The sequence below is a fragment of the Microbacterium sp. bgisy203 genome (assembly GCF_057706945.1).
Map to the genome: position 1 here is coordinate 40,940 of NZ_JBYIPF010000004.1, position 18,055 is coordinate 58,994.

15 protein-coding genes are annotated in these 18,055 nt (G+C 69.2%); 7 read left to right on the plus strand and 8 right to left on the minus strand.

The window, feature by feature from the left end:
* Position 1 precedes the first annotated feature (1 nt).
* The 3 genes from AC3ENQ_RS08020 to argG all read right to left on the minus strand — a co-directional run bounded on the left by AC3ENQ_RS08020 (position 2) and on the right by argG (position 6,791).
* Positions 2-2,188, minus strand: a complete 2,187-nt coding sequence (locus AC3ENQ_RS08020) for a YhgE/Pip domain-containing protein (protein WP_431803421.1) — start codon at positions 2,186-2,188, stop codon at positions 2-4.
* The gene (locus AC3ENQ_RS08025) at positions 2,185-5,208 is read right to left on the minus strand and encodes a YhgE/Pip family protein (protein ID WP_431803423.1); all 3,024 of its coding nucleotides are present in this window, start codon (positions 5,206-5,208) and stop codon (positions 2,185-2,187) included. Before AC3ENQ_RS08025 ends, AC3ENQ_RS08020 begins: the two co-directional genes overlap by 4 nt.
* A 137-nt stretch (positions 5,209-5,345) precedes the next feature.
* Positions 5,346-6,791, minus strand: coding sequence for an argininosuccinate synthase (gene argG / locus AC3ENQ_RS08030; protein ID WP_431803425.1), 1,446 nt, complete (start codon positions 6,789-6,791; stop codon positions 5,346-5,348).
* Positions 6,792-6,902: 111 nt separating this feature from the next.
* On the opposite strand from argG, the gene AC3ENQ_RS08035 reads away from it, so the two are divergent.
* Positions 6,903-7,421, plus strand: coding sequence for a DUF5979 domain-containing protein (locus tag AC3ENQ_RS08035; protein ID WP_431803427.1), 519 nt, complete (start codon positions 6,903-6,905; stop codon positions 7,419-7,421).
* Between the two features lie 154 nt (positions 7,422-7,575).
* On the opposite strand, the gene AC3ENQ_RS08040 is transcribed toward AC3ENQ_RS08035, so the two are convergent.
* Positions 7,576-8,544, minus strand: a complete 969-nt coding sequence (locus tag AC3ENQ_RS08040; RefSeq protein ID WP_431803429.1) for a hypothetical protein — start codon at positions 8,542-8,544, stop codon at positions 7,576-7,578.
* A gap of 240 nt (positions 8,545-8,784) precedes the next feature.
* Between AC3ENQ_RS08040 and AC3ENQ_RS08045 the strand changes: the two genes are divergently transcribed.
* The 3 genes from AC3ENQ_RS08045 to AC3ENQ_RS08055 are packed head-to-tail and all read left to right on the plus strand — an operon-like array spanning position 8,785 to position 11,680.
* Positions 8,785-10,071, plus strand: a complete 1,287-nt coding sequence (locus tag AC3ENQ_RS08045; protein ID WP_431803431.1) for an adenylosuccinate synthase — start codon at positions 8,785-8,787, stop codon at positions 10,069-10,071.
* A gap of 8 nt (positions 10,072-10,079) precedes the next feature.
* Positions 10,080-10,412, plus strand: coding sequence for a beta-propeller fold lactonase family protein (locus tag AC3ENQ_RS08050; RefSeq protein ID WP_431803433.1), 333 nt, complete (start codon positions 10,080-10,082; stop codon positions 10,410-10,412).
* Positions 10,413-10,429: 17 nt separating this feature from the next.
* Positions 10,430-11,680 carry an amidohydrolase gene (locus tag AC3ENQ_RS08055; protein WP_431803435.1) on the plus strand — a complete coding sequence of 417 codons (1,251 nt, stop codon included), beginning with the start codon at positions 10,430-10,432 and terminating at the stop codon, positions 11,678-11,680.
* 77 nt (positions 11,681-11,757) lie between these two features.
* Here AC3ENQ_RS08055 and AC3ENQ_RS08060 read toward each other — a convergent pair whose 3' ends face one another.
* Positions 11,758-12,927 (minus strand): AI-2E family transporter, encoded by a 1,170-nt coding sequence (locus AC3ENQ_RS08060; protein WP_431803437.1) that lies wholly within the window; start codon positions 12,925-12,927, stop codon positions 11,758-11,760.
* Positions 12,928-12,991: 64 nt separating this feature from the next.
* Here AC3ENQ_RS08060 and AC3ENQ_RS08065 point away from each other — a divergent pair, with 64 nt between their 5' ends.
* Complete coding sequence (locus tag AC3ENQ_RS08065; protein WP_431803439.1) at positions 12,992-13,291, plus strand: chorismate mutase; 300 nt, start codon at positions 12,992-12,994, stop codon at positions 13,289-13,291.
* A gap of 116 nt (positions 13,292-13,407) precedes the next feature.
* On the opposite strand, the gene AC3ENQ_RS08070 is transcribed toward AC3ENQ_RS08065, so the two are convergent.
* From AC3ENQ_RS08070 to AC3ENQ_RS08080, 3 genes are read right to left on the minus strand one after another with little or no spacing between them, the layout of a single operon-like run.
* Complete coding sequence (locus tag AC3ENQ_RS08070) at positions 13,408-14,103, minus strand: hypothetical protein (protein ID WP_431803441.1); 696 nt, start codon at positions 14,101-14,103, stop codon at positions 13,408-13,410.
* Positions 14,100-15,020 (minus strand): ABC transporter ATP-binding protein, encoded by a 921-nt coding sequence (locus tag AC3ENQ_RS08075; protein WP_431803443.1) that lies wholly within the window; start codon positions 15,018-15,020, stop codon positions 14,100-14,102. The genes AC3ENQ_RS08070 and AC3ENQ_RS08075 overlap by 4 nt, the downstream gene beginning before the upstream one ends.
* Positions 15,017-15,418, minus strand: a complete 402-nt coding sequence (locus tag AC3ENQ_RS08080) for a GntR family transcriptional regulator (protein WP_431803445.1) — start codon at positions 15,416-15,418, stop codon at positions 15,017-15,019. Before AC3ENQ_RS08080 ends, AC3ENQ_RS08075 begins: the two co-directional genes overlap by 4 nt.
* A gap of 390 nt (positions 15,419-15,808) precedes the next feature.
* On the opposite strand from AC3ENQ_RS08080, the gene AC3ENQ_RS08085 reads away from it, so the two are divergent.
* Entirely contained in the window at positions 15,809-17,140 is a 1,332-nt protein-coding gene (locus tag AC3ENQ_RS08085) for a quaternary amine ABC transporter ATP-binding protein (protein ID WP_431803447.1), read from the plus strand.
* On the plus strand, positions 17,137-18,048 hold the full coding sequence (locus AC3ENQ_RS08090; RefSeq protein ID WP_431803449.1) for an ABC transporter permease: 912 nt from the start codon (positions 17,137-17,139) through the stop codon (positions 18,046-18,048). The genes AC3ENQ_RS08085 and AC3ENQ_RS08090 overlap by 4 nt, the downstream gene beginning before the upstream one ends.
* The last annotated feature ends 7 nt before the right edge of the window (positions 18,049-18,055 follow it).

Genomic DNA, 18,055 nt, shown 5'->3' on the forward strand with positions numbered 1-18,055 from the left:
ATCACATCAGCTTCGTGGACTCGAGCGCCTCGACGAGGCCGCGGTTGAACGAGATGAGCGGCCGCCGCAGCACGAGCCCGAGAAGAAGCGCGGGGAGGACGAACGCGAGGAGCCAGCCGAGCGAGATCCAGAAGTCCGCGCCGTAGATGCCGGCGATGGCGGCGCGCATCGCGGCGATTGCGTGGGTCGCCGGCAGGAACGGGCTGACGTTCTGGAACCACGCGGGCAGCAGCTGCAGCGGGTAGGCGCCGCCGGAGCCCGAGATCTGGATGACGAGCAGCAGCACCGCGAGCGCCTTTCCGGCGTTGCCGAAGGCGACGACGGCGGTGTAGATGATCAGCGTAAACACGAGCGAGGTCACCCACCCGGCGAGGATCAGCAGGAACGGGTGCGCGGGCTGGATCCGCACGAAGAGGATGAGCCCGAGCGTCACGAGCGTGCTCTGCGCGAGGCCCGTGAGGGCGAAGATGCCGTAGCGCCCCAGGTACTTCTGGGTCGGCGTGAGGTCGGGGTGCCCGGGGAGGGTTTCGCGGTTCACATCGACGCGGATCGCGACCGTCATCAGGAGCGCCCCGACCCAGAGCGCGAGAATCGTGTACAGCGGCGTCATACCGGCGCCGAAGCTCACGACGGGGAACACGGCGACGCGGTCGACGCGCACGGGCTCTGCGAGCGAGCGGGCGAGTTCGCTCGGATCGGAGCCGATGACGGCGCTGATGCCGCTGAAGTCTCCCGATTCGGTCGCGTCGATGAGCGCCTGCTGCAGGGCGTCGAACTTGTCGGCCGATTCGCCGAGGGCGGTCGAGAGCTTCTCGGTCGCCGCCTTCGCGCCGTTCAGCGCGGTGAGGATCGAGCCGGAAGCGCCCGACAGACCGGAGGATGCCTGAGCGAGATCGCCGCGGATCGCCGCGACGTCGCCGTCGATCGTGGTGAGGGTCGCGGCGAGCTGGTCGAGTTGCGGCTTCAGCGTGCCGGTGTAGGAGTTCTCGGCATCCTCAATCGCCTTCGTCGCCTGTGCGATGAGGTCGGTGATCTTCTGGTGCGAGGCCTGCGCCGAGGTGTTGCCGTCGGTGATGCCGGTCGCCGCGTCGGTGAGGGCGTCGCGGACATCGCCCTGCCGCGCGATCGAGGCGTCGATCTGCGCGATCACCCGGTCGAGGGCGGGTTGGATGTCGGTGGGGAGAGTCGGGCGCACATCGTTCTCGAGCGTGTCGCGCAGGTTCGTCGCCGCGTCGATCTGCGTCTGCACGCGGGTCGCGAGGGTCGTCAGAACCTGCGCCTGGTCGCCGCTGAGCCCGTCGATCGTGGTGAAGAGGTCGTCGACGCTCGTGCCGACGGCGGCGTAGCTGTCGGCCGTGGCCGACAGCGCGTCGGAGACGGCGCCCGTCGCGTTCGTCAGTGTGTCCTTGAGGTCGCCGACGGCGGCCGAGCCGGAGCCCACGGCGTCCGCTGCGTCGGTGAACGCGGCGCCGGAGGCCGTGATGAGCGCCGACGCGCTGTTGACCAGCGGGATCGTCCCCTCGATCAGGGTCGTGAACATGTCGGCGGTCTGCGCACCCGACCGCAGCTGCGTGGAGATGCCTCCGATGCGGGCCTCGAGACGGCTGAGCGCCGTCTGCGTGTCGGCGTCGGTGAGGTAATCGCTGAGCGAAGAGACGAGGGAGAGCGCGACATCGCCGAGCGTCGCGGTGAAGACCTCGCTGATCTGCGCCGAGACCCCCTCGGCCCCCTGACCGGTGATCTTCGGCGCGAGGGCGTTCTTCTTCTCGTTGGTGTAGTACGCGAGGCGCGTGCGCTCCGCGCCGTCGGCGTAGAAGGTCAGCATGTCGCGGCTGAACGTCTCGGGCAGCACGATCGCGGCGTAGTACTCGCCCGACCGGGTGCCGTCGATCGCGTCGTCCTTCGTCGTGATGACCCAGTTGAGCTGGTCGTTGGCACGGAGCTCGGAGAGCACCTGCTCGCCGACGTTGATCTTGATCGGCACGAGATCGCTCTGGTAGCCCTCGTCGGTGCTGGCGACGGCGACGGTCAGGTTCTTCGTGTTGGAGAACGGGTCCCAGCTGGCGAGCACGTTGAACCAGGTGAAGAGCGAGGGGATGACGATGAGCCCGAACATGACGATCGAGGCCATGACATTGCTGAAGGCGTGGCGCACGTCGCGGGCGGTGAGACGCAGGACGGTCTTCATGCGCGGTCACCTCCCTCGAGCGGCGTGGTCGGTCCGTCGGGCTGAGTCGGTCCGTCGGGCTGAGTCGGGTCGCCGGGCTGAGTCGGTTCGTCGGGATCGGTCGGTTGGGCGGGCTCGGTCGGTTGGGCGGGATCGGTCGGTTGGGCGGGCTCGGTCGGTTGGGCGGGATCGGTCGGTTGGGCGGGATCGGTCGGTCCGTCGGGATCGGTCGGTTGGGCGGGCTCCTCCGGCCGGGGTTCGGCTTCCGGCTTCGGGTCCGTTGCCGTCTCCGGTTCGGCCGTGTCGTCGTCGGCGAACAGCCGCGCGAGAGGATTGTCGTCCGTGTCGTCGTCCGTGTCGGCGGCACGCGTCGCCGCCGCGGGGTCGTCGGCAGCCTCGACGGAGGACGCGCCCGCCGCCGTGTCGGCACCCGTACCGCCGGTGGCCGGGTCGTCCGTCGTCACGTCGTCGGCGACGAGTTGCTGCGCGCCGGCCGTCGTGCGACGACGGGGACCGTGTTCGAGCATCGCCTGGCGCAAGTGCGCGTCGTCGAGGCCCGCGACTTCCTCGGCGAGCTGGAAGCTCTGCGTGATGTACTCGACGATCACGAGGAAGCCCATGATCGCGAGGATCCAGAGCACCCAGACGAACAGCAGCGTTGCGCTCTGCCCGTTCGCCAGCCACGCGATCAGCCCGATGACGAGCGCGCCCGCGACGCCGACGAGGACGGTGACGCGCAGGAGCGTCGTGTAGTGCTCGGTGAAGGGGCGCGCCCGCCGAGCGAGGTCGTCGCGGTACTCCTCGCGGTGGGCGAGCGTGTGGATGATGTCGGTCAGGCGGTAGCCCTTGCCCGTGATCTGGATGTCCTCGCCGATCAGGAGGTCGGTGGCTGCGACCTCGCGGTTGAAGACGAGGTTGAGGTTCGCGAGGCGCCGGCGCAGCACGAGGCCGAGGACCCAGGCGAGGACGACGAAGATGCCGAGCTTGCCCATGAATTGCCACCAGTGCCCGTCGTAGGAGCCGGCGATCGTCTCGCGCATCGCGTCGATGCCGTAGGTGAAGGGCAGGAACGGGTAGATGTTGCGGAAGAAGTCCGGCATGAGCTCGATGGGGTAGAGGCCCGAAGCTCCCGGGATCTGCATGATCACGAGGAGGATGCACAGGCCTCGCCCGACGTGCCCGAACGAGACGCACAGCGCGTAGATGATGCTGACGTAGGCGAGCGCGGTGAGGATGCCGGTGCCCACGAACGCCGCGGCGCTCGCCGTCTGGATGCCGATGACGAGGTTGCCGACGCACACGATGACCGCCTGAAGGACGGCGAGGGTCGCGAGCAGCAGGAATCGGCCGACGTACGCCTCGCGCACCGAGATCGGCTCGACGCCCTCGGTGTCGACCTCCACCTTGAAGATCACCATGAGGACGAACGCGCCGATCCACAGCGACAGGTTCGTGAAGAGGGCCGCCATCGCCGAACCGTAGTTCTCCACCGGGAACACCACGTGCTCATCGACCTCGACCGGCGACGCGACGAAGGTCGCGATCTGCGCGGGATCGAGGCCCGTGAGGGTGCCGAGGTCGCTGACGGCGGCGGCGGAGCTCAGCGCGAGCACGTCGGTGCGCGCGTCGGCGAGCCCCGTCTCGATGCCGGCGAGGTTCGCGTCGAGCGCGTCGAGCGCCGCGCCCGTCGAGACGAGCTGGGTGTCGAGGGCGTCGAGCAGGTTCTGCGCCTGCGTGAGCTGGGTCTGCTGCGCCGCGAGCGCCGCCGAGAACGCGCCCGCGCTCGTGGAGAGCGCCGACATCGCCCGGTTGAGCTCCGGGATCGACTGCGTGAGCACCGTGCGGAGGTTCGTCGCCGAGTTCTGTGCGCCCTGCGTTGCGGTGGTCAGGGCATCCGACGCGCCCTGGATGGCGGTGAGCGTGTCGCCCGCGCTCGAGTTCAGCGCCTTCAGGTCGGCGAGGAGCTGCTGGTCGGCGGCGTTCTGGGTCTGCAGGGTCTGGATCACCTGGGTCAGCTGCGCCTCGACGTCGGGGTCGAGACCGCCCGCGTCGATGAGCGCCTGCAGCTGGTCGATGACCTCGCCGTTGGCCGCGACGATCGCCGTGACGTCGTCGATCGCGCTGTCGATGCGGGTACCGGCCTGGCCGAGCGCCTGCGTCGTCTTGGTGACCGCGATGTTGGCCTCGGCGGAGGCGTCGGCGAGCAGCGTCGCGCCCTGCACATAGGCCGAGGTCGCGGCGTCGGTGAAGGTCAGGATGTCCTGCTGCGCCTGCGCGACGATCGTCTGGGCCTGTCCGATCGCCGTCTGGACGTCGCCGAGCGCGGTGTCGACGTCGGCGAGCGTCGCCTTCGCCGTCACAAGGCCGTCGCGCGAACTGGCGAGGTCGGTCTTCAGGCCCGCCAGGTCCTCGCGCGCGGAGGCGACCGTCTGCGCAGCCTGATCGAACGCGTTCATGCTGTCGTTCTTGGCGTTCGTGAGGTTGTCGTCGATCTCGGTGCCGGCATCCTTCAACGCCTCCGTGGCGGCCTCGGCGACCTGTTCGATGAACGCGCTCGTGATCTGCTTGTCGATGCCGGAGGCTCCCACGTCGGTGATCTTCGGGGCGATCGCGTTCGCCTTCTCGTTGACGTAGTAGGTGAGCGCGGGCTGGGTGAACTCGCCGGTCGTGATGCTCAGGAGGTCGGCGCTGAAGTCCTTCGGGATGACGATGACGGCGTACACGTCGCCGCTGCGGACGGCGCGCTGAGCCTCGTCCTCGCTCATGAACTGCCAGCCCAACTGGTGGTCGTCCTCGAGTTGATCGACGACCTCCGCGCCGACGTCGAGGGGGCCGGTGAGGTCGGACGTCGCGCCCTCGTCGAGGTTGACGACGGCGACCTGGATGTTCTTGGTGTTCGCGTACGGGTCCCAGAACGCGTTGATGTTGAACCAGGCGTAGAGCGCAGGCGTGATGAGCACGCCCAGCACGATCACCCAGGTCTTGGGTGTGCGGGCGATTCTCAGGACATCGCGTCGGAAGACGCGCAGGCTCTTGCGCACGGGAAGATGCTACCGCATAACGTGCACAGTGGTGTGCACTTTATGCGTGCGCGCAGGCTTCGGCATCCTTCCCGGGCGCCACTTCGCGGGTGTGGGGTGGGGTGCACCCGCACACTGACGCCCGGGAACGGGGCGCGTCAGTCGGCGCCGAAGTCGAACGAGGCCGACTCGGATGCCTGGTCGAGCGCGTCGCCGAGCTCCTCGAGACTCTTGTCGTACGGCTCCGCGCGTTCGGTGATGATCTCCGCCGCCTCGCCCGACGCGAGCTCGCCGACGAGCTCGGCGGTCGCGCCGCCGATGAGGCCGAGGCCCGCGTACTGCTCGAGGCGGGCGCGCGAGTCGGCGATGTCGAGGTTCCGCATCGTGAGCTGACCGATGCGGTCGACGGGGCCGAACGCGGCATCGCCGACGCGCTCCATCGAGAGCTTCTCGGGCGCGTAGGAGAGGTTCGGCGAGGTCGTGTCGAGGATCGTGTAGTCCTCGCCGCGGCGCAGGCGCAGCGTCACCGCGCCCGAGATCGCCGAGCCCACCCAGCGCTGGATCGACTCGCGCAGCATGAACGACTGAGGCTCGAGCCAGCGGCCCTCGTACATGAGACGTCCGAGGCGCCGACCCTGCTCGTGGTAGGTCGCGAGGGTGTCTTCGTTCAGGATGCCGTTGACCAGCCGCTCGTACGCGATGAACAGCAACGCCATGCCCGGCGCCTCGTAGATGCCGCGCGACTTCGCCTCGATGATGCGGTTCTCGATCTGGTCGCTCATGCCCAGGCCGTGACGGCCGCCGATGGCATTGGCCTCCTTCACGAGTTCCACGGCATCCGCGTACTCCACGCCGTTGAGCGCGACGGGGCGGCCCGCCTCGAACGTGACGGTGACGTCCTCGGTCGCGATCTCGACCGCGGGATCCCAGAAGCGCACGCCCATGATCGGGTCGACGATCTCGAGCGAGACGTCGAGGTGCTCGAGCGTCTTCGCCTCGTGGGTCGCGCCCCAGATGTTGGCGTCGGTCGAGTAGGCCTTCTCGACCGAGTCGCGGTACGGGAAGTCGTGCGCCGTGAGCCACTCGCTCATCTCTTTGCGCCCGCCGAGCTCGGTGACGAAGTCGGCGTCGAGCCACGGCTTGTAGATGCGCAGCGCCGGGTTCGCGAGCAGCCCATACCGGTAGAAGCGCTCGATGTCGTTGCCCTTGTAGGTCGACCCGTCGCCCCAGATGTCGACGCCGTCCTCCTTCATGGCGCGGACGAGGAGCGTCCCCGTCACCGCGCGGCCGATCGGGGTCGTGTTGAAGTACGTGCGGCCGGCCGAGCGGATGTGGAACGCTCCGCAGGAGAGGGCGACGAGGCCCTCTTCGACGAGCAGGGGCTTGCAGTCGATCAGTCGCGAGTCCTCGGCGCCGTACTGCAGCGCGCGGCCCGGGATCGAGGCGATGTCGTCCTCGTCGTACTGGCCGAGGTCGCCGGTGTAGGTGAACGGGATCGCGCCCTTGTCGCGCATCCACGCGACCGCGACGGAGGTGTCGAGACCCCCGGAGAAGGCGATGCCGACGCGCTCGCCGACGGGCAGGGACTGGAGGACCTTCGACATGGGTCACAAGTCTATCGAGGCGAAGTGTTGTCGAATCGGTTCGCGTTCCTCAGAGCGTAAAAGCCGGTGTGCTACGGCATCACCCACCATCTTGGGGAGAGGGCATCACTCGTGACTCATCTCGACGGCGATGCGCCGCAGACCTCCGTCGCGATCACCAACACGTTCGACGTCGGCGCTCTGACGATCGCCAAGGTGGTGGACGGGACGGCCTCGAGCAGTGTGACGCGGACCTTCCCGGTCGACGTGCGCTGTGTCCTCGTCGACGCGTCGCACCCCGACCCGGGGATCGTCCTCCACGACGCGACCTACCGGATCGGCGGTCCGGACCGGCTGTCCGCGAGCATAGAGAACCTGCCGGTCGGCAGCGTCTGCGACGTCGTCGAGACGGATGCCGGGGGCGCGAACCAGACCGTGGTGAGCGTGGACGGCGCGCGCAGCGCCGGCACGAGCACCACCGTGACGGTGGCCACGGGCGGCACGGCGATCGTGTTCACGAACACGTTCATCGCCCCGCTGCCGCCGACCGGCGCCGTCTTCGGATGGGTCACGCTCGCCCTGGCGCTCGCGCTCGTGCTCGGCGGGCTCGTGCTCGTCGGACTCACGCGCCGCCGTCGCCGGGAGGTGTGACCGAGTCCAGCTCGTCGGCGTGTTGCGCCCCGTGTTGCGCCCCCGTGCCCTGTGCCCCTGGCGCGGCATCCAGGTGCCGTCTTTTGCCGGCATCCGCGCGTAATGACGACGGATGCCGGCACCTTGTTGCGCGGTCGGCGCCTCGCCGCGGGGCTCAGCGCCAGCCGCGATCGCGCAGGGCGCGAGCGGTGCGCGCGACGGCGGGCGCGGGGTCAGGGTACAGCTCACGGCGGACGATCTCGATCTCGTGCCAGCCCGCTTCGCGGGCGCGCTGGCGCTTCGTGATGTCGCGGGCCCAGGCATCCCGCGACAGCCGGTGGTAGTCGCCCTGATACTCGATGTACGTCCTGAACTCGGGGAAGGCGAGGTCGCCGTACCCGATGAGCGCGCCCGTCGCGTCTCGGATCGGCGCGTCGAACTGCGCCTCGGGGAGGCCGGGCAGGCCTGCCTCTGTCAGCGCGAGCCAGAGGTGCACTTCGGGCCTGCTGCGCGCCCCCACGCGGACGAGTGCGACCGCCCGCCGCGCGGCGCGGATGCCGGGGCGCGGACCCGCGTCGATCGCCGAGCGCAGGTTCGAAACCGTGCACAGCGGCGGCCCGACGACCGCGCCACCTGCGCCACGCGGCGGGGTCACCAGGAGCGAGCCGACCGCGACGAGATCGCGGTGCGGGAGCACGGGGGCCAGGGTCATCCAGGTCGAGGCGGGCGAGGTCACTCGCAGGCCGCCGTGCTCGCGCACAGTCACGAGATGCGGCGCGAACCGTCGACCCTCGACACCCGCGGCGCGCGGGGCACGGTCCGGCGCGAGCACGCCGACGGCGAGCAGCGGCGCGGGAACGGGCAGGATGCCGCGCCACGCGACCAGCGCCGCGAGCCCCCAGAAGAACCGGTGCTCGGGCATCCGCTGCGCGTAGGCATCCATTCGGTGACGCAGTTCGAGTGCGTCGACGTCGGCCAATCCGTTCTGCGGCGGCGGCACGAAGGGCGCGCAGCGCACACCCCAGAACGGGCTCTCGAGGTCGCCGCCGCGCAGTCGCCGCTCGGAGACGCCGGCGCCGCGCGCGGCGGCGACGCTGAACCCCGACCCGAGGCCGGGTGGCAGGCGGACGAACGGGCGCGACATGTCAGCGAGTGTGACCGCCGGCCCGCGCCTTCGGGGCGCCAGAGCCTCGATCGGTGGACAACTCCCGCATTCCCTCCCCTGTGGACAGTCGCCGCCCGCGGTGGTCCGGCGTACAACGAGGTGCCGTGATCTGTCGGCATCCGCGCGTGATGACGACGGATGCCGACATCTCGGGCGCCCGGGCGACGTCGGGCGCCCCGATAGACTGAGGTGTAACCGTCCAGACACGGGGGAGCAGCCATGCCGGGAATCGTCATCGTCGGAGTCCAGTGGGGAGACGAGGGCAAGGGCAAGGCCACCGATCTTCTCGGTGAGCGCACCGACTGGGTCGTGAAGTTCAACGGCGGCAACAACGCCGGGCACACCGTCGTCATCGGCGACGAGAAGTATGCGCTGCACCTGCTGCCCTCGGGCATCCTGTCCCCGGGCGTCAACGCGGTCATCGGCAACGGTGTCGTCGTCGACCTCGAGGTGCTCTTCGCAGAACTCGAAGCCCTGAACGCGCGCGGGGTCGACACGTCACGTCTGCGCATCAGCGCCAACGCGCACGTCATCACGCAGTACCACCGCACGCTCGACAAGGTGACCGAGCGCTTCCTCGGCAAGCGCATGATTGGTACGACCGGGCGCGGCATCGGCCCGACGTACGCCGACAAGATCAACCGTGTCGGCATCCGAGTGCAGGACCTCTTCGACGAGAACATCCTGCGCCAGAAGGTCGAGGGCGCGCTCGACCAGAAGAACCACCTGCTGGTCAAGGTCTTCAACCGTCGCGCGATCACCGTCGACGAGGTCGTCGACGACCTGCTCTCGTACGTCGATCGGCTGCGCGCGATGGTGTGCGATACGGGGCTGCTGCTGAACGACGCACTGGATGCCGGGGACGTCGTCGTCTTCGAGGGTGGTCAGGCGACCATGCTCGACGTCGACCACGGCACGTACCCGTTCGTGACGTCGTCGTCGGCGACGGCGGGCGGTGCGTCGACCGGGTCGGGCGTCGGCCCGAACCGCCTCGACCGGATCGTCGGCATCGTGAAGGCGTACACGACCCGCGTCGGGTCGGGCCCCTTCCCGACCGAGCTCTTCGACGAGCAGGGCGAGTGGCTGCGCAAGCGCGGGTTCGAGTTCGGCACGACCACCGGTCGCCCGCGCCGCGTGGGCTGGTACGACGCCCCCGTCACCCGCTACGCGACGCGCGTGAACGGCATCACCGACCTCGTGCTCACCAAGCTCGACATCCTCACCGGGCTCGACCAGATCCCCGTGTGCGTTGCGTACGACGTCGACGGCCAGCGCTTCGACGAGGTGCCGGTGAACCAGAGCGACTTCCACCACGCGAAGCCGATCCTCGAGTACTTCCCCGGGTGGAGCGAGGACATCTCCGGCGCGCGCACGTTCGAAGACCTGCCGCTCGAGGCGCAGGATTACGTCCTGGCGCTCGAGGCCATGAGCGGCACCCGCATCTCCGTCATCGGGGTCGGCGCCGCGCGCGACGCGGTCATCGTCCGCCATGACCTCGTCGACTGAGCGCCGCGATGCGCTTCTGGGTCGGCGGCTACACGGCGGATGCGGACGGGTCGGCGGAGGGCATCGGCATCCTGCACGCCGGCGCGCCGGGTGATGCCCTCGCGAGCGGCGACCTCACCTTCGCCGGGACGGCGGCGGTCACCTCGTCGCCCTCGTGGGTGACGCGGCATCCGTCGCTCGATGTCGTCTACGCGGCGCAGGAGGCCGCGGGCACCGTGCAGGCGTTCGCGCGGCGCGGCGACGCGATGCTCACCCCGCTCGGTGAGCCGGTCGCGGTCGGCGAGGCGGTCTGTCACGTCGCCGTCGCGCCCGGCGGGACGTTCCTCGTCGCTCTCTCGTAAGCCCTCAGGAGGAAACCATGACCACGACGACCGGCGTCTCCCTCAGCCAGGACGAGCTCGCGGAGATCTACGTCGACCTGCATGCGCATCCCGAACTGGGACTTCAGGAGCACCGGACGGCGGGCATCGTGGCGGAGAAGCTCCGCGGGTTCGGGTACGAAGTGACCGAGGGCGTCGGGGGGACCGGTGTCGTCGGCATCCTGCAGCGCGGCGACGGGCCCACCGTGCTCCTGCGCGCCGACATGGACGGGCTGCCGGTCACGGAGCAGACCGGGCTCGACTACGCGAGCGTCGCGACGGCCGAGGTCGACGGACGCGTCACCGGGGTCATGCACGCGTGCGGCCATGATGTCCACATCACGGCCCTGCTCGGAGCGGCGGCCGCACTCGTCGACGATCAAGACTGGGCGGGCAGGATCATGGCCGTCTTCCAGCCCGCCGAAGAGCCCGGATCGGGGGCGAAGGCGATGATCGACGACGGCCTCTTCGACCGGTTCGGCACGCCCTTGGTCGTTCTCGGACAGCATGTCGCGCCGATGCCGGCGGGGAGCTTCGGGCTCCACGCAGGGGTGTCCTACGCGGCATCCGAGGGTATGACGATCATCGTGCACGGCAAGGGAGGGCATGGCTCCCGGCCCGAGACGACGGTCGACCCGATCGTCCTCGGCGCGAACATCGTCACGCGGCTGCAGCAGATCGTCTCGCGCGAGATCGCGCCGCAGCAGGTCGGCGTCGTCACGGTCGGGGCGTTCAACGCCGGACAGGCTCCGAATGTCATTCCCGAGACAGCCGAGCTGCAGGTGAGCACGCGCTCGTTCGACCCCGCGGTCCACGACACCCTCAGCGCCGCGATCGAGCGCATCGCGAAGGGCGAGGCCGCCGCGGCCGGCGCTCCGCGCGAGCCCGAGATCGTGTCGCAGTACAGCTTTCCTCTGCTCGTCAACGATCCCGACGGCATCGAGCGACTGCGCGGTGCCCTGACTGCCGACATACCTGGCGCGATGATCATCGACCAGGGCGTCGTCACGGGCAGCGAGGATGTCGGCGCGTTCGCGACGGCCGCCGGCGTGCCGTGCGTCTACTGGGTGCTCGGCGGGGCCGACCCCGCTCTCTTCGCGGACGCGAAGACCCTCGAGGACGCGGTCGCGGTGGCCCTGAAGCTGCCTTCGAATCATTCCCCGAAGTACGCGCCTGTCATCGAGCCGACGCTGACCATGGGCGTCGCCGCGATGCGGAGCGCCGCGCGCGCCTGGCTCACGATCACCTGAATCCCGACTGCCCGTGCACGCGCGCGCGGGCGCCGGTCCGCGCGCGCGGGCGCCGGTCGGGGAGCCGTCAAGGCGCGCTAGACCTGGGCATCCTGTTTGGGGATGTAGACCTTCTTGATGATCAGGAGGATCGACGCGGTCACCGGGATCGCGACGAGCGCTCCGAGCAGGCCCATCAGTGTGCCGCCGACGAGCGCGCCGATGACGACGAGCGCGCCCGGCACCGAGATCGCCTTGTTCATCACCTTCGGCGTCAACACGTATGCCTCGATCTGCATGTACACCAGGTAGACGATCGCGAAGATCAGTCCGCCGAGCGGCGAGGCGATGAGCGCGACGACCGTTCCGATCGCCCAGAAGAGCACCGAGCCGACGAGCGGGATGAGGGTGATCGCGAAGGCGACGACCGCCATCAGCGCCGGGAACGGCAGATTCAGGAACAGGTAGAGGAAGAACGCGACCAGCGAGTTGAAGAACGCGAGGACGACCATGCCGCCGAGGTATCCGCCGACCGACGACGTGATCTGCTCGGTGAGTTCGGCGGTGGTCTTGCGCAGCCGCGCGGGCCAGAGGCGGTAGAACGCCTGCTTGATCTCCGGCAGCGAGGCGAGGAAGTACAGGCTCAGGACGATGATGATGATGACGCCCGAGATCGTCGATCCGATCGTCACTCCGATGGAGAGCACCCCTCCGCCGATCGCGGCGATGTTGCCCGGGTCGGAGAGGAACTTCTGCAGCTCGGCGACGAGCTCGGGCGCCTGGTCTCCGAACTGCGTGACGAGCCACGCGTACAGGTCGGAGCGCTGGAAGTCTCCGATCATGTTCGGCAGATCGCGGAAGAACTGGGCGATCTGCGAGATGACGGTCGGCACGATCAACCAGACGATGCCGATCAGGATGACGGCGAACACGAAGTACACGACCGTGATGGCCCAGGCCCGCTTCATCCCGCGGCTCTGCAGGCGCTCCACGAGAGGGTTGAGGCCGAGGGCGGCGAACATCGCGAAGGCGACGTAGATCCAGATCGTGACGAGGCTCGAGATCGCCATGCCGAGCGCAAAGGCGACGAGACCGCCGAGCGTCAGGAAGAACCCGACCACGAAGGGGTGATTGAGGTTCGCCCAGAAGGTGCGCGAGGGTGTCGGCGTCTCGAGGGCGACACTCGTCGAATCGGGGGTGGGCTCGGCGGATGCCGAGGAGGCCGCGCGCACGTCGGACGAGCCGTTCTCGGGTCGGGATTCGCTCATGCGTCACACTCTAGGGGCCGCACGGCGAGTGGTGCGTCACCGCTCGCGCGATACTCTCGGGGACATGACCGACGGCGCCGACCCCACCGCGACCCTCCGCCGCCTGCGCGGCAGCATCGACAACATCGACGCCGCGCTCATCCACATGCTCGCCGAACGATTCAAGGCGACACAGCAGGTCGGGCTGCTGAAGGCCGAGCACGGGATGCCGGCATCCGACCCCGCTCGGGAGGAGCAGCAGATCGCGCGCCTGCGCACCCTCGCTGTCGACGCCGACCTCGATCCCGAGTTCGCCGAGAAGTGGTTCAACTTCGTCGTCGCCGAGGTTATCCGCCACCACACGGCGGCGGCCGAGGGCGCGTAGGTCGGGAGGGTCGGCGCGTTTCGACTCGCGGCTGCGCCGCTCGCTCAACGACCGGGCGAGGTGCTGCGGAACCCCTTTCCGGGCGTTGAGCGAGCGCAGCGAGTCGAAACGGGGCGTCAGACGGTCGTCTTCCGGAGCACGGCCGCCGCACCCAGCGCCTGCGCGAGGGTGATCACGGCGAGCACCGCGGTGAGACCCCACACGCCGGACTCGACGATGAACGTCCACACCTGCGGCCAGGACTTCGTCACCGTGATCGTCCAGATCACGCCGAGAAGCACGAGCGCGATGCCGACGAGGATGAGGGTCAGGCGGAACGCGCCCCACCGCTTGTAGACGGTGGCGGTCCAGAACCCGAGCGTGAACACGAGCATCGTCAGGGTGAAGAAGAACAGCCCCGCGACGAACGGTCCCGACGCCCATAGCCAGTCGAGGCGGAAGAAGTAGCCGCCGATGCCCCAACCGCCCGTCGCGTCTTCGATGAGACCTCCGACGACGAAGACCAGCGCGAGCAGCGCCGAGGCCAGCGCCGCTGTGAGCATGGTGCCGAAGAAGAACTCGCGGCGCGTGACGCTGAGCGCCTGCGAGAACGGGAACGTGAGGGTGAGCGCCTGCACCCCGACGGCGACGAAGTACCAGAGGGGCGCCTGCGCGCCGCCGCCGTACATGTTGGTCGTGACACCGCCGGCGGCGAGGATGGCCCAGATGATCACGGAGATCACGAAGGCGCTCCCGAGGATCAGCAGCGGCACCCACAGGTACGTCTCGCGGTTGGCGAGCTGCATGCGGACGACGTTCAGCGTGCGACTCATCGTCGTGCTCCTTCCGTGGATGAGGGCGAGGGTGTGGATGCCGCGGCGGTCGCGGCGTGCTGAGTGAGGCGGACGATCAGCTGCTGCAGCGAGACCGGTGCAAGGTCCAGCCCGGATGCCTGCAGGCGCGCGCGGTCGTCGGCGGTGAGCTCGCCGAGCACCGTGACGCTCGTGACGTGACCGAGGCTCTCGCGGTGGATCACCTCGCGTCCGTCGACGAACGCCTCGACCGCCGCCGCGTCGCCGACGATCGTCGCGGCGCGCGAGCGCACGGCATCCGTCTCGTCGTCGAGCACGATGCGCCCACCGTCGATGACCACGACCCGCTCGATGAGGTTCGAGACCTCGTCGATCAGGTGGCTGGAGAGGATGACGGTGCGCGGGTGCTCCGCGTAGTCCTCGAGGAGCCGGTCGTAGAAGATCTGGCGGGCGACGGCATCCAGGCCGAGGTACGGCTCGTCGAAGAACGTGATCTCGGCGCGCGAGGCGAGGCCGATGATGACGCCGACCGCCGAGAGCTGCCCGCGCGAGAGCTTCTTGATGCGGGTCTTGAGGGGGAGTTCGAAAGCGGTGATGAGCTCGTCGGCGAACGCCTGATCCCAGTGCGGGAAGAAGAGGCTCGCCATGCGGAACGCGTGGGCGGGGAGGGCGTCTTCGGGGTAGCGCTGGCTCTCGCGGACGAAGCAGATGCGCGAGAGGACGCGGGCGTTCTCGTACGGTTCCTCGCCGAAGACGCGGGCCTCTCCCGAGGTTGCGAAGTTCTGCGCTGTGAGGATCGACATGAGCGTCGTCTTGCCGGCCCCGTTGCGGCCGAGCAGGCCGTAGATCACGTTCTCGTCGAACGTGACACTGACGTCGTCGAGCGCGAGGGTGTCTTTGTAACGCTTGGTGAGGTGCTGCACCTCGATGACGGTCATGAGGGGTGTCCTTCCGTGATGTCGGGATGGGTGATGACGGATGCCGTGGCCCGCTCGCGCACCAGCTGGGCGAGGTCGTCGGGGGTGAGGCCGAGGGTGCGCGCCTCGGCGAGGAGCGGCTCGATGAAGCGGTCGGCGAAGGCTCCGCGCCGTTCGGTGAGGAGCTGGGCGCGGGCGCCGGGGGCGACGAACATGCCGATGCCGCGGCGCTTGACCAGCACACCTTTCTCGACGAGCATGTTCACTCCCTTGGCGGCGGTGGCCGGGTTGATGCGGTAGAAGGCGGCGAGTTCGTTGGTAGAGGGGGCGCGGGTGTCCTCGGCGAGACTGCCGTCGAGGATGGAGTCCTCGACGCTCTCCGCGATCTGCAGGAAGAGTGCCTTTCCCTCTTCGATCACACCGGCTCCGTCCTGGTTAGTGGGTTAGTTACTTGACTAAGTAACCATAGAACCAGCCTGCCGTCAAGAGTCGCGCACACGCGTGTAGCAAGCACGGGTGCAGATGTCGAATTTGCGTCTTCATGCGGGCGCATGAAACGTTGGATGACGGCCCTGACGGGCCCCACTCGACCAGTCCGCGGTCGACCCCGTGCCACCGAGAACCCGAAACTCTCCGGCGCCGGGCGAGCGTACGGTCGGCGGTCCGGGCGCGGAACCGACTTCTGCGCCGACGCTCCTGATGCCGAACATGCCGGCGCCGAACCCCTCGGTGCCGAACATCCTCGAGCCGACGACCGTCACCCGGACGTGACCGTTGCAGCCTGTGCACCGGGCTGCCCGAGGTGTCCTGTGACCACTGCATCCGTTCCTGAAACCACGCCTCCCGCGCTCGAGGCGAGGAATCTCTTCAAAGTCTTCGGCCGCGCTCCGAAAGAGGCGGTGAGCCGACTGCGCGCCGGCGAAACCCGCACCCAGGTCGCCGACGCGGGGACCGCCGCCGTCATCGACGCGAGCTTCACGGTTCAGCCCGGCGAGATCTTCGTCATCATGGGCCTGTCGGGTTCGGGCAAGTCGACGATCATCCGCATGCTCAACGGCCTGCTCCCCCCGACCGCCGGTGAGGTCGTCATCGACGGACGGAACGTCACCACCGCCTCTGCCACCGAGCTGCGCGCCATCCGGCGCGAAGAGGTGTCGATGGTGTTCCAGCACTTCGCGCTGCTGCCGCACCTCAGCGTTCTCGACAACACCGCCTACGGCCTGGAGATCCAGGGCGTCGGCAAGACCGAGCGTCGTGCGCGCGCCATGGAGGTGCTCGAGCGCGTCGGCCTCGGCGACCGGGCCGATGCGATGCCCGACGAGCTCTCCGGCGGCATGCGCCAGCGCGTGGGCATCGCCCGCGCGCTGACGGCAGGCACCGGCATCCTGCTCATGGACGAGGCCTTCTCGGCCCTCGACCCGCTCATCCGCCGCGAGATGCAGGAGCAGCTGGTCGAACTCCAGCGCGAACTCGGCCGCACGATCGTGTTCATCACGCACGACCTCAACGAGGCGATGTTCCTCGGCGACCGCATCGCGGTCATGCGCGACGGCCGCATCGTCCAGAACGGCACGCCGGAGGAGATCCTCACCGATCCCGCCAACGACTACGTCGCGCAGTTCGTGCAGGACGTCGACCGTGCCCGTGTGCTCACCGCCGCCTCGGTGATGGAGCCCCCGCACCTCACGACGCCGCTCACCGCGGGCGTGCGCGGGGCGCTGCGAACCCTCCGTTCCCAGCAGGCCGGGGCGGTGTTCGCGACGGAGAACCGCCGCCTGGTGGGCGTGGTCACCGACCGTGCCGTCATCCGCGCCGTCAAGGCCGGGCAGACCGACCTGCGCCAGATCGTCGATACCGCGGTGCCGACCGTCGGCCCCGACGACCTGCTCACCGACATCGTCGAGACCGCCGTCGAGGCGCACGTCCCCCTCGCCGTCATCGATGAGCACCGGCGCCTGCTGGGCGTGATCCCCCGGATCACCCTGCTCGCGGCGCTCGGGAACGTCCCCGCCGTCACGCGGGAGATGCCCGTCATCCAGACCCCGATCGACATGGTGGCCGAGTTCACACCGCTCGTCGATGCGGCGGCCGGGTCGCCCACGCCGCCCGCCGAGGCCGCGACGGAAGGAGCACGCTCGTGAACGGATTCCGCATTCCCCTCGGCGAGTGGGCCGAAGCGGTCGTCGACTTCCTCGGCGACGCGTTCGGCTGGCTCTTCGACCTCATCGCCGGAGCGCTGCGAGGCGTCTACGACGGGCTCGACTGGCTGCTCACCGCGCCCCCGTTCTGGGTGATCATCCTGGTGTTCGCGGCGGTCGCGTTCGTCGTGCGCGGATGGAAGCTCGCCCTCGGCACGGTGCTCGGACTGCTGCTGATCGTCGGCGTCGACCAGTGGGAGAACGCGATGGACACGCTCGCGCTCGTCCTCGTCGCCGCCGTCATCGCGATCGTCATCGCGATCCCCATCGGCATTTGGGCGGCGCGCAGCGACCGCGTCTCGCGCATCGTGCGTCCCCTCCTCGACCTCCTGCAGACGATGCCTGCGTTCGTCTACCTGATCCCCGCGATCTTCTTCTTCGGCGTGGGCGCGGTGCCCGGCATGATCGCCACGATCCTGTTCGCGATCGCCCCCGGCGTGCGCCTCACGGAGCTCGGCATCCGCGGCGTCGACCCGGAGATCGTCGAGGCCGGTCAGGCGTTCGGAGCGACGCCCGGGCGCGTGCTGCGGCAGATCCAGATTCCGCTCGCGCTGCCCTCGATCATGGCCGGCATCAACCAGGTCATCATGCTGAGCCTGTCGATGGCGGTCATCGCCGGCATGGTCGGCGCCGGGGGCCTCGGCGGCGAGATCGTGCGAGCGCTCGGACGCATCAACGTCGGGCTCGCCTTCGAGGCGGGCATCTCGATCGTCGTGATCGCGATGATCCTCGACCGCGTCACCTCCGCGCTCGGCCAGGGCGATCGTGCCCGTCGCGTCACGAGAAGCAAGCGAGCGCGCGATGCGCAGGATGCCGCCGACTCCGTCAGCCGCGCGCCGGCCGCCGTCTGACCTTTCA

Bases quoted from the DNA above. Each gene is read 5' to 3' on its own strand.
- AC3ENQ_RS08020 (WP_431803421.1), bottom strand. From the start codon at position 2,188: ATGAAGACCGTCCTGCGTCTCACCGCCCGCGACGTGCGCCACGCCTTC.
- argG (WP_431803425.1), bottom strand. From the start codon at position 6,791: ATGTCGAAGGTCCTCCAGTCCCTGCCCGTCGGCGAGCGCGTCGGCATC.
- AC3ENQ_RS08040 (WP_431803429.1), bottom strand. From the start codon at position 8,544: ATGTCGCGCCCGTTCGTCCGCCTGCCACCCGGCCTCGGGTCGGGGTTC.
- AC3ENQ_RS08045 (WP_431803431.1), top strand. From the start codon at position 8,785: ATGCCGGGAATCGTCATCGTCGGAGTCCAGTGGGGAGACGAGGGCAAG.
- AC3ENQ_RS08050 (WP_431803433.1), top strand. From the start codon at position 10,080: ATGCGCTTCTGGGTCGGCGGCTACACGGCGGATGCGGACGGGTCGGCG.
- AC3ENQ_RS08055 (WP_431803435.1), top strand. From the start codon at position 10,430: ATGACCACGACGACCGGCGTCTCCCTCAGCCAGGACGAGCTCGCGGAG.
- AC3ENQ_RS08060 (WP_431803437.1), bottom strand. From the start codon at position 12,927: ATGAGCGAATCCCGACCCGAGAACGGCTCGTCCGACGTGCGCGCGGCC.
- AC3ENQ_RS08065 (WP_431803439.1), top strand. From the start codon at position 12,992: ATGACCGACGGCGCCGACCCCACCGCGACCCTCCGCCGCCTGCGCGGC.
- AC3ENQ_RS08070 (WP_431803441.1), bottom strand. From the start codon at position 14,103: ATGAGTCGCACGCTGAACGTCGTCCGCATGCAGCTCGCCAACCGCGAG.
- AC3ENQ_RS08075 (WP_431803443.1), bottom strand. From the start codon at position 15,020: ATGACCGTCATCGAGGTGCAGCACCTCACCAAGCGTTACAAAGACACC.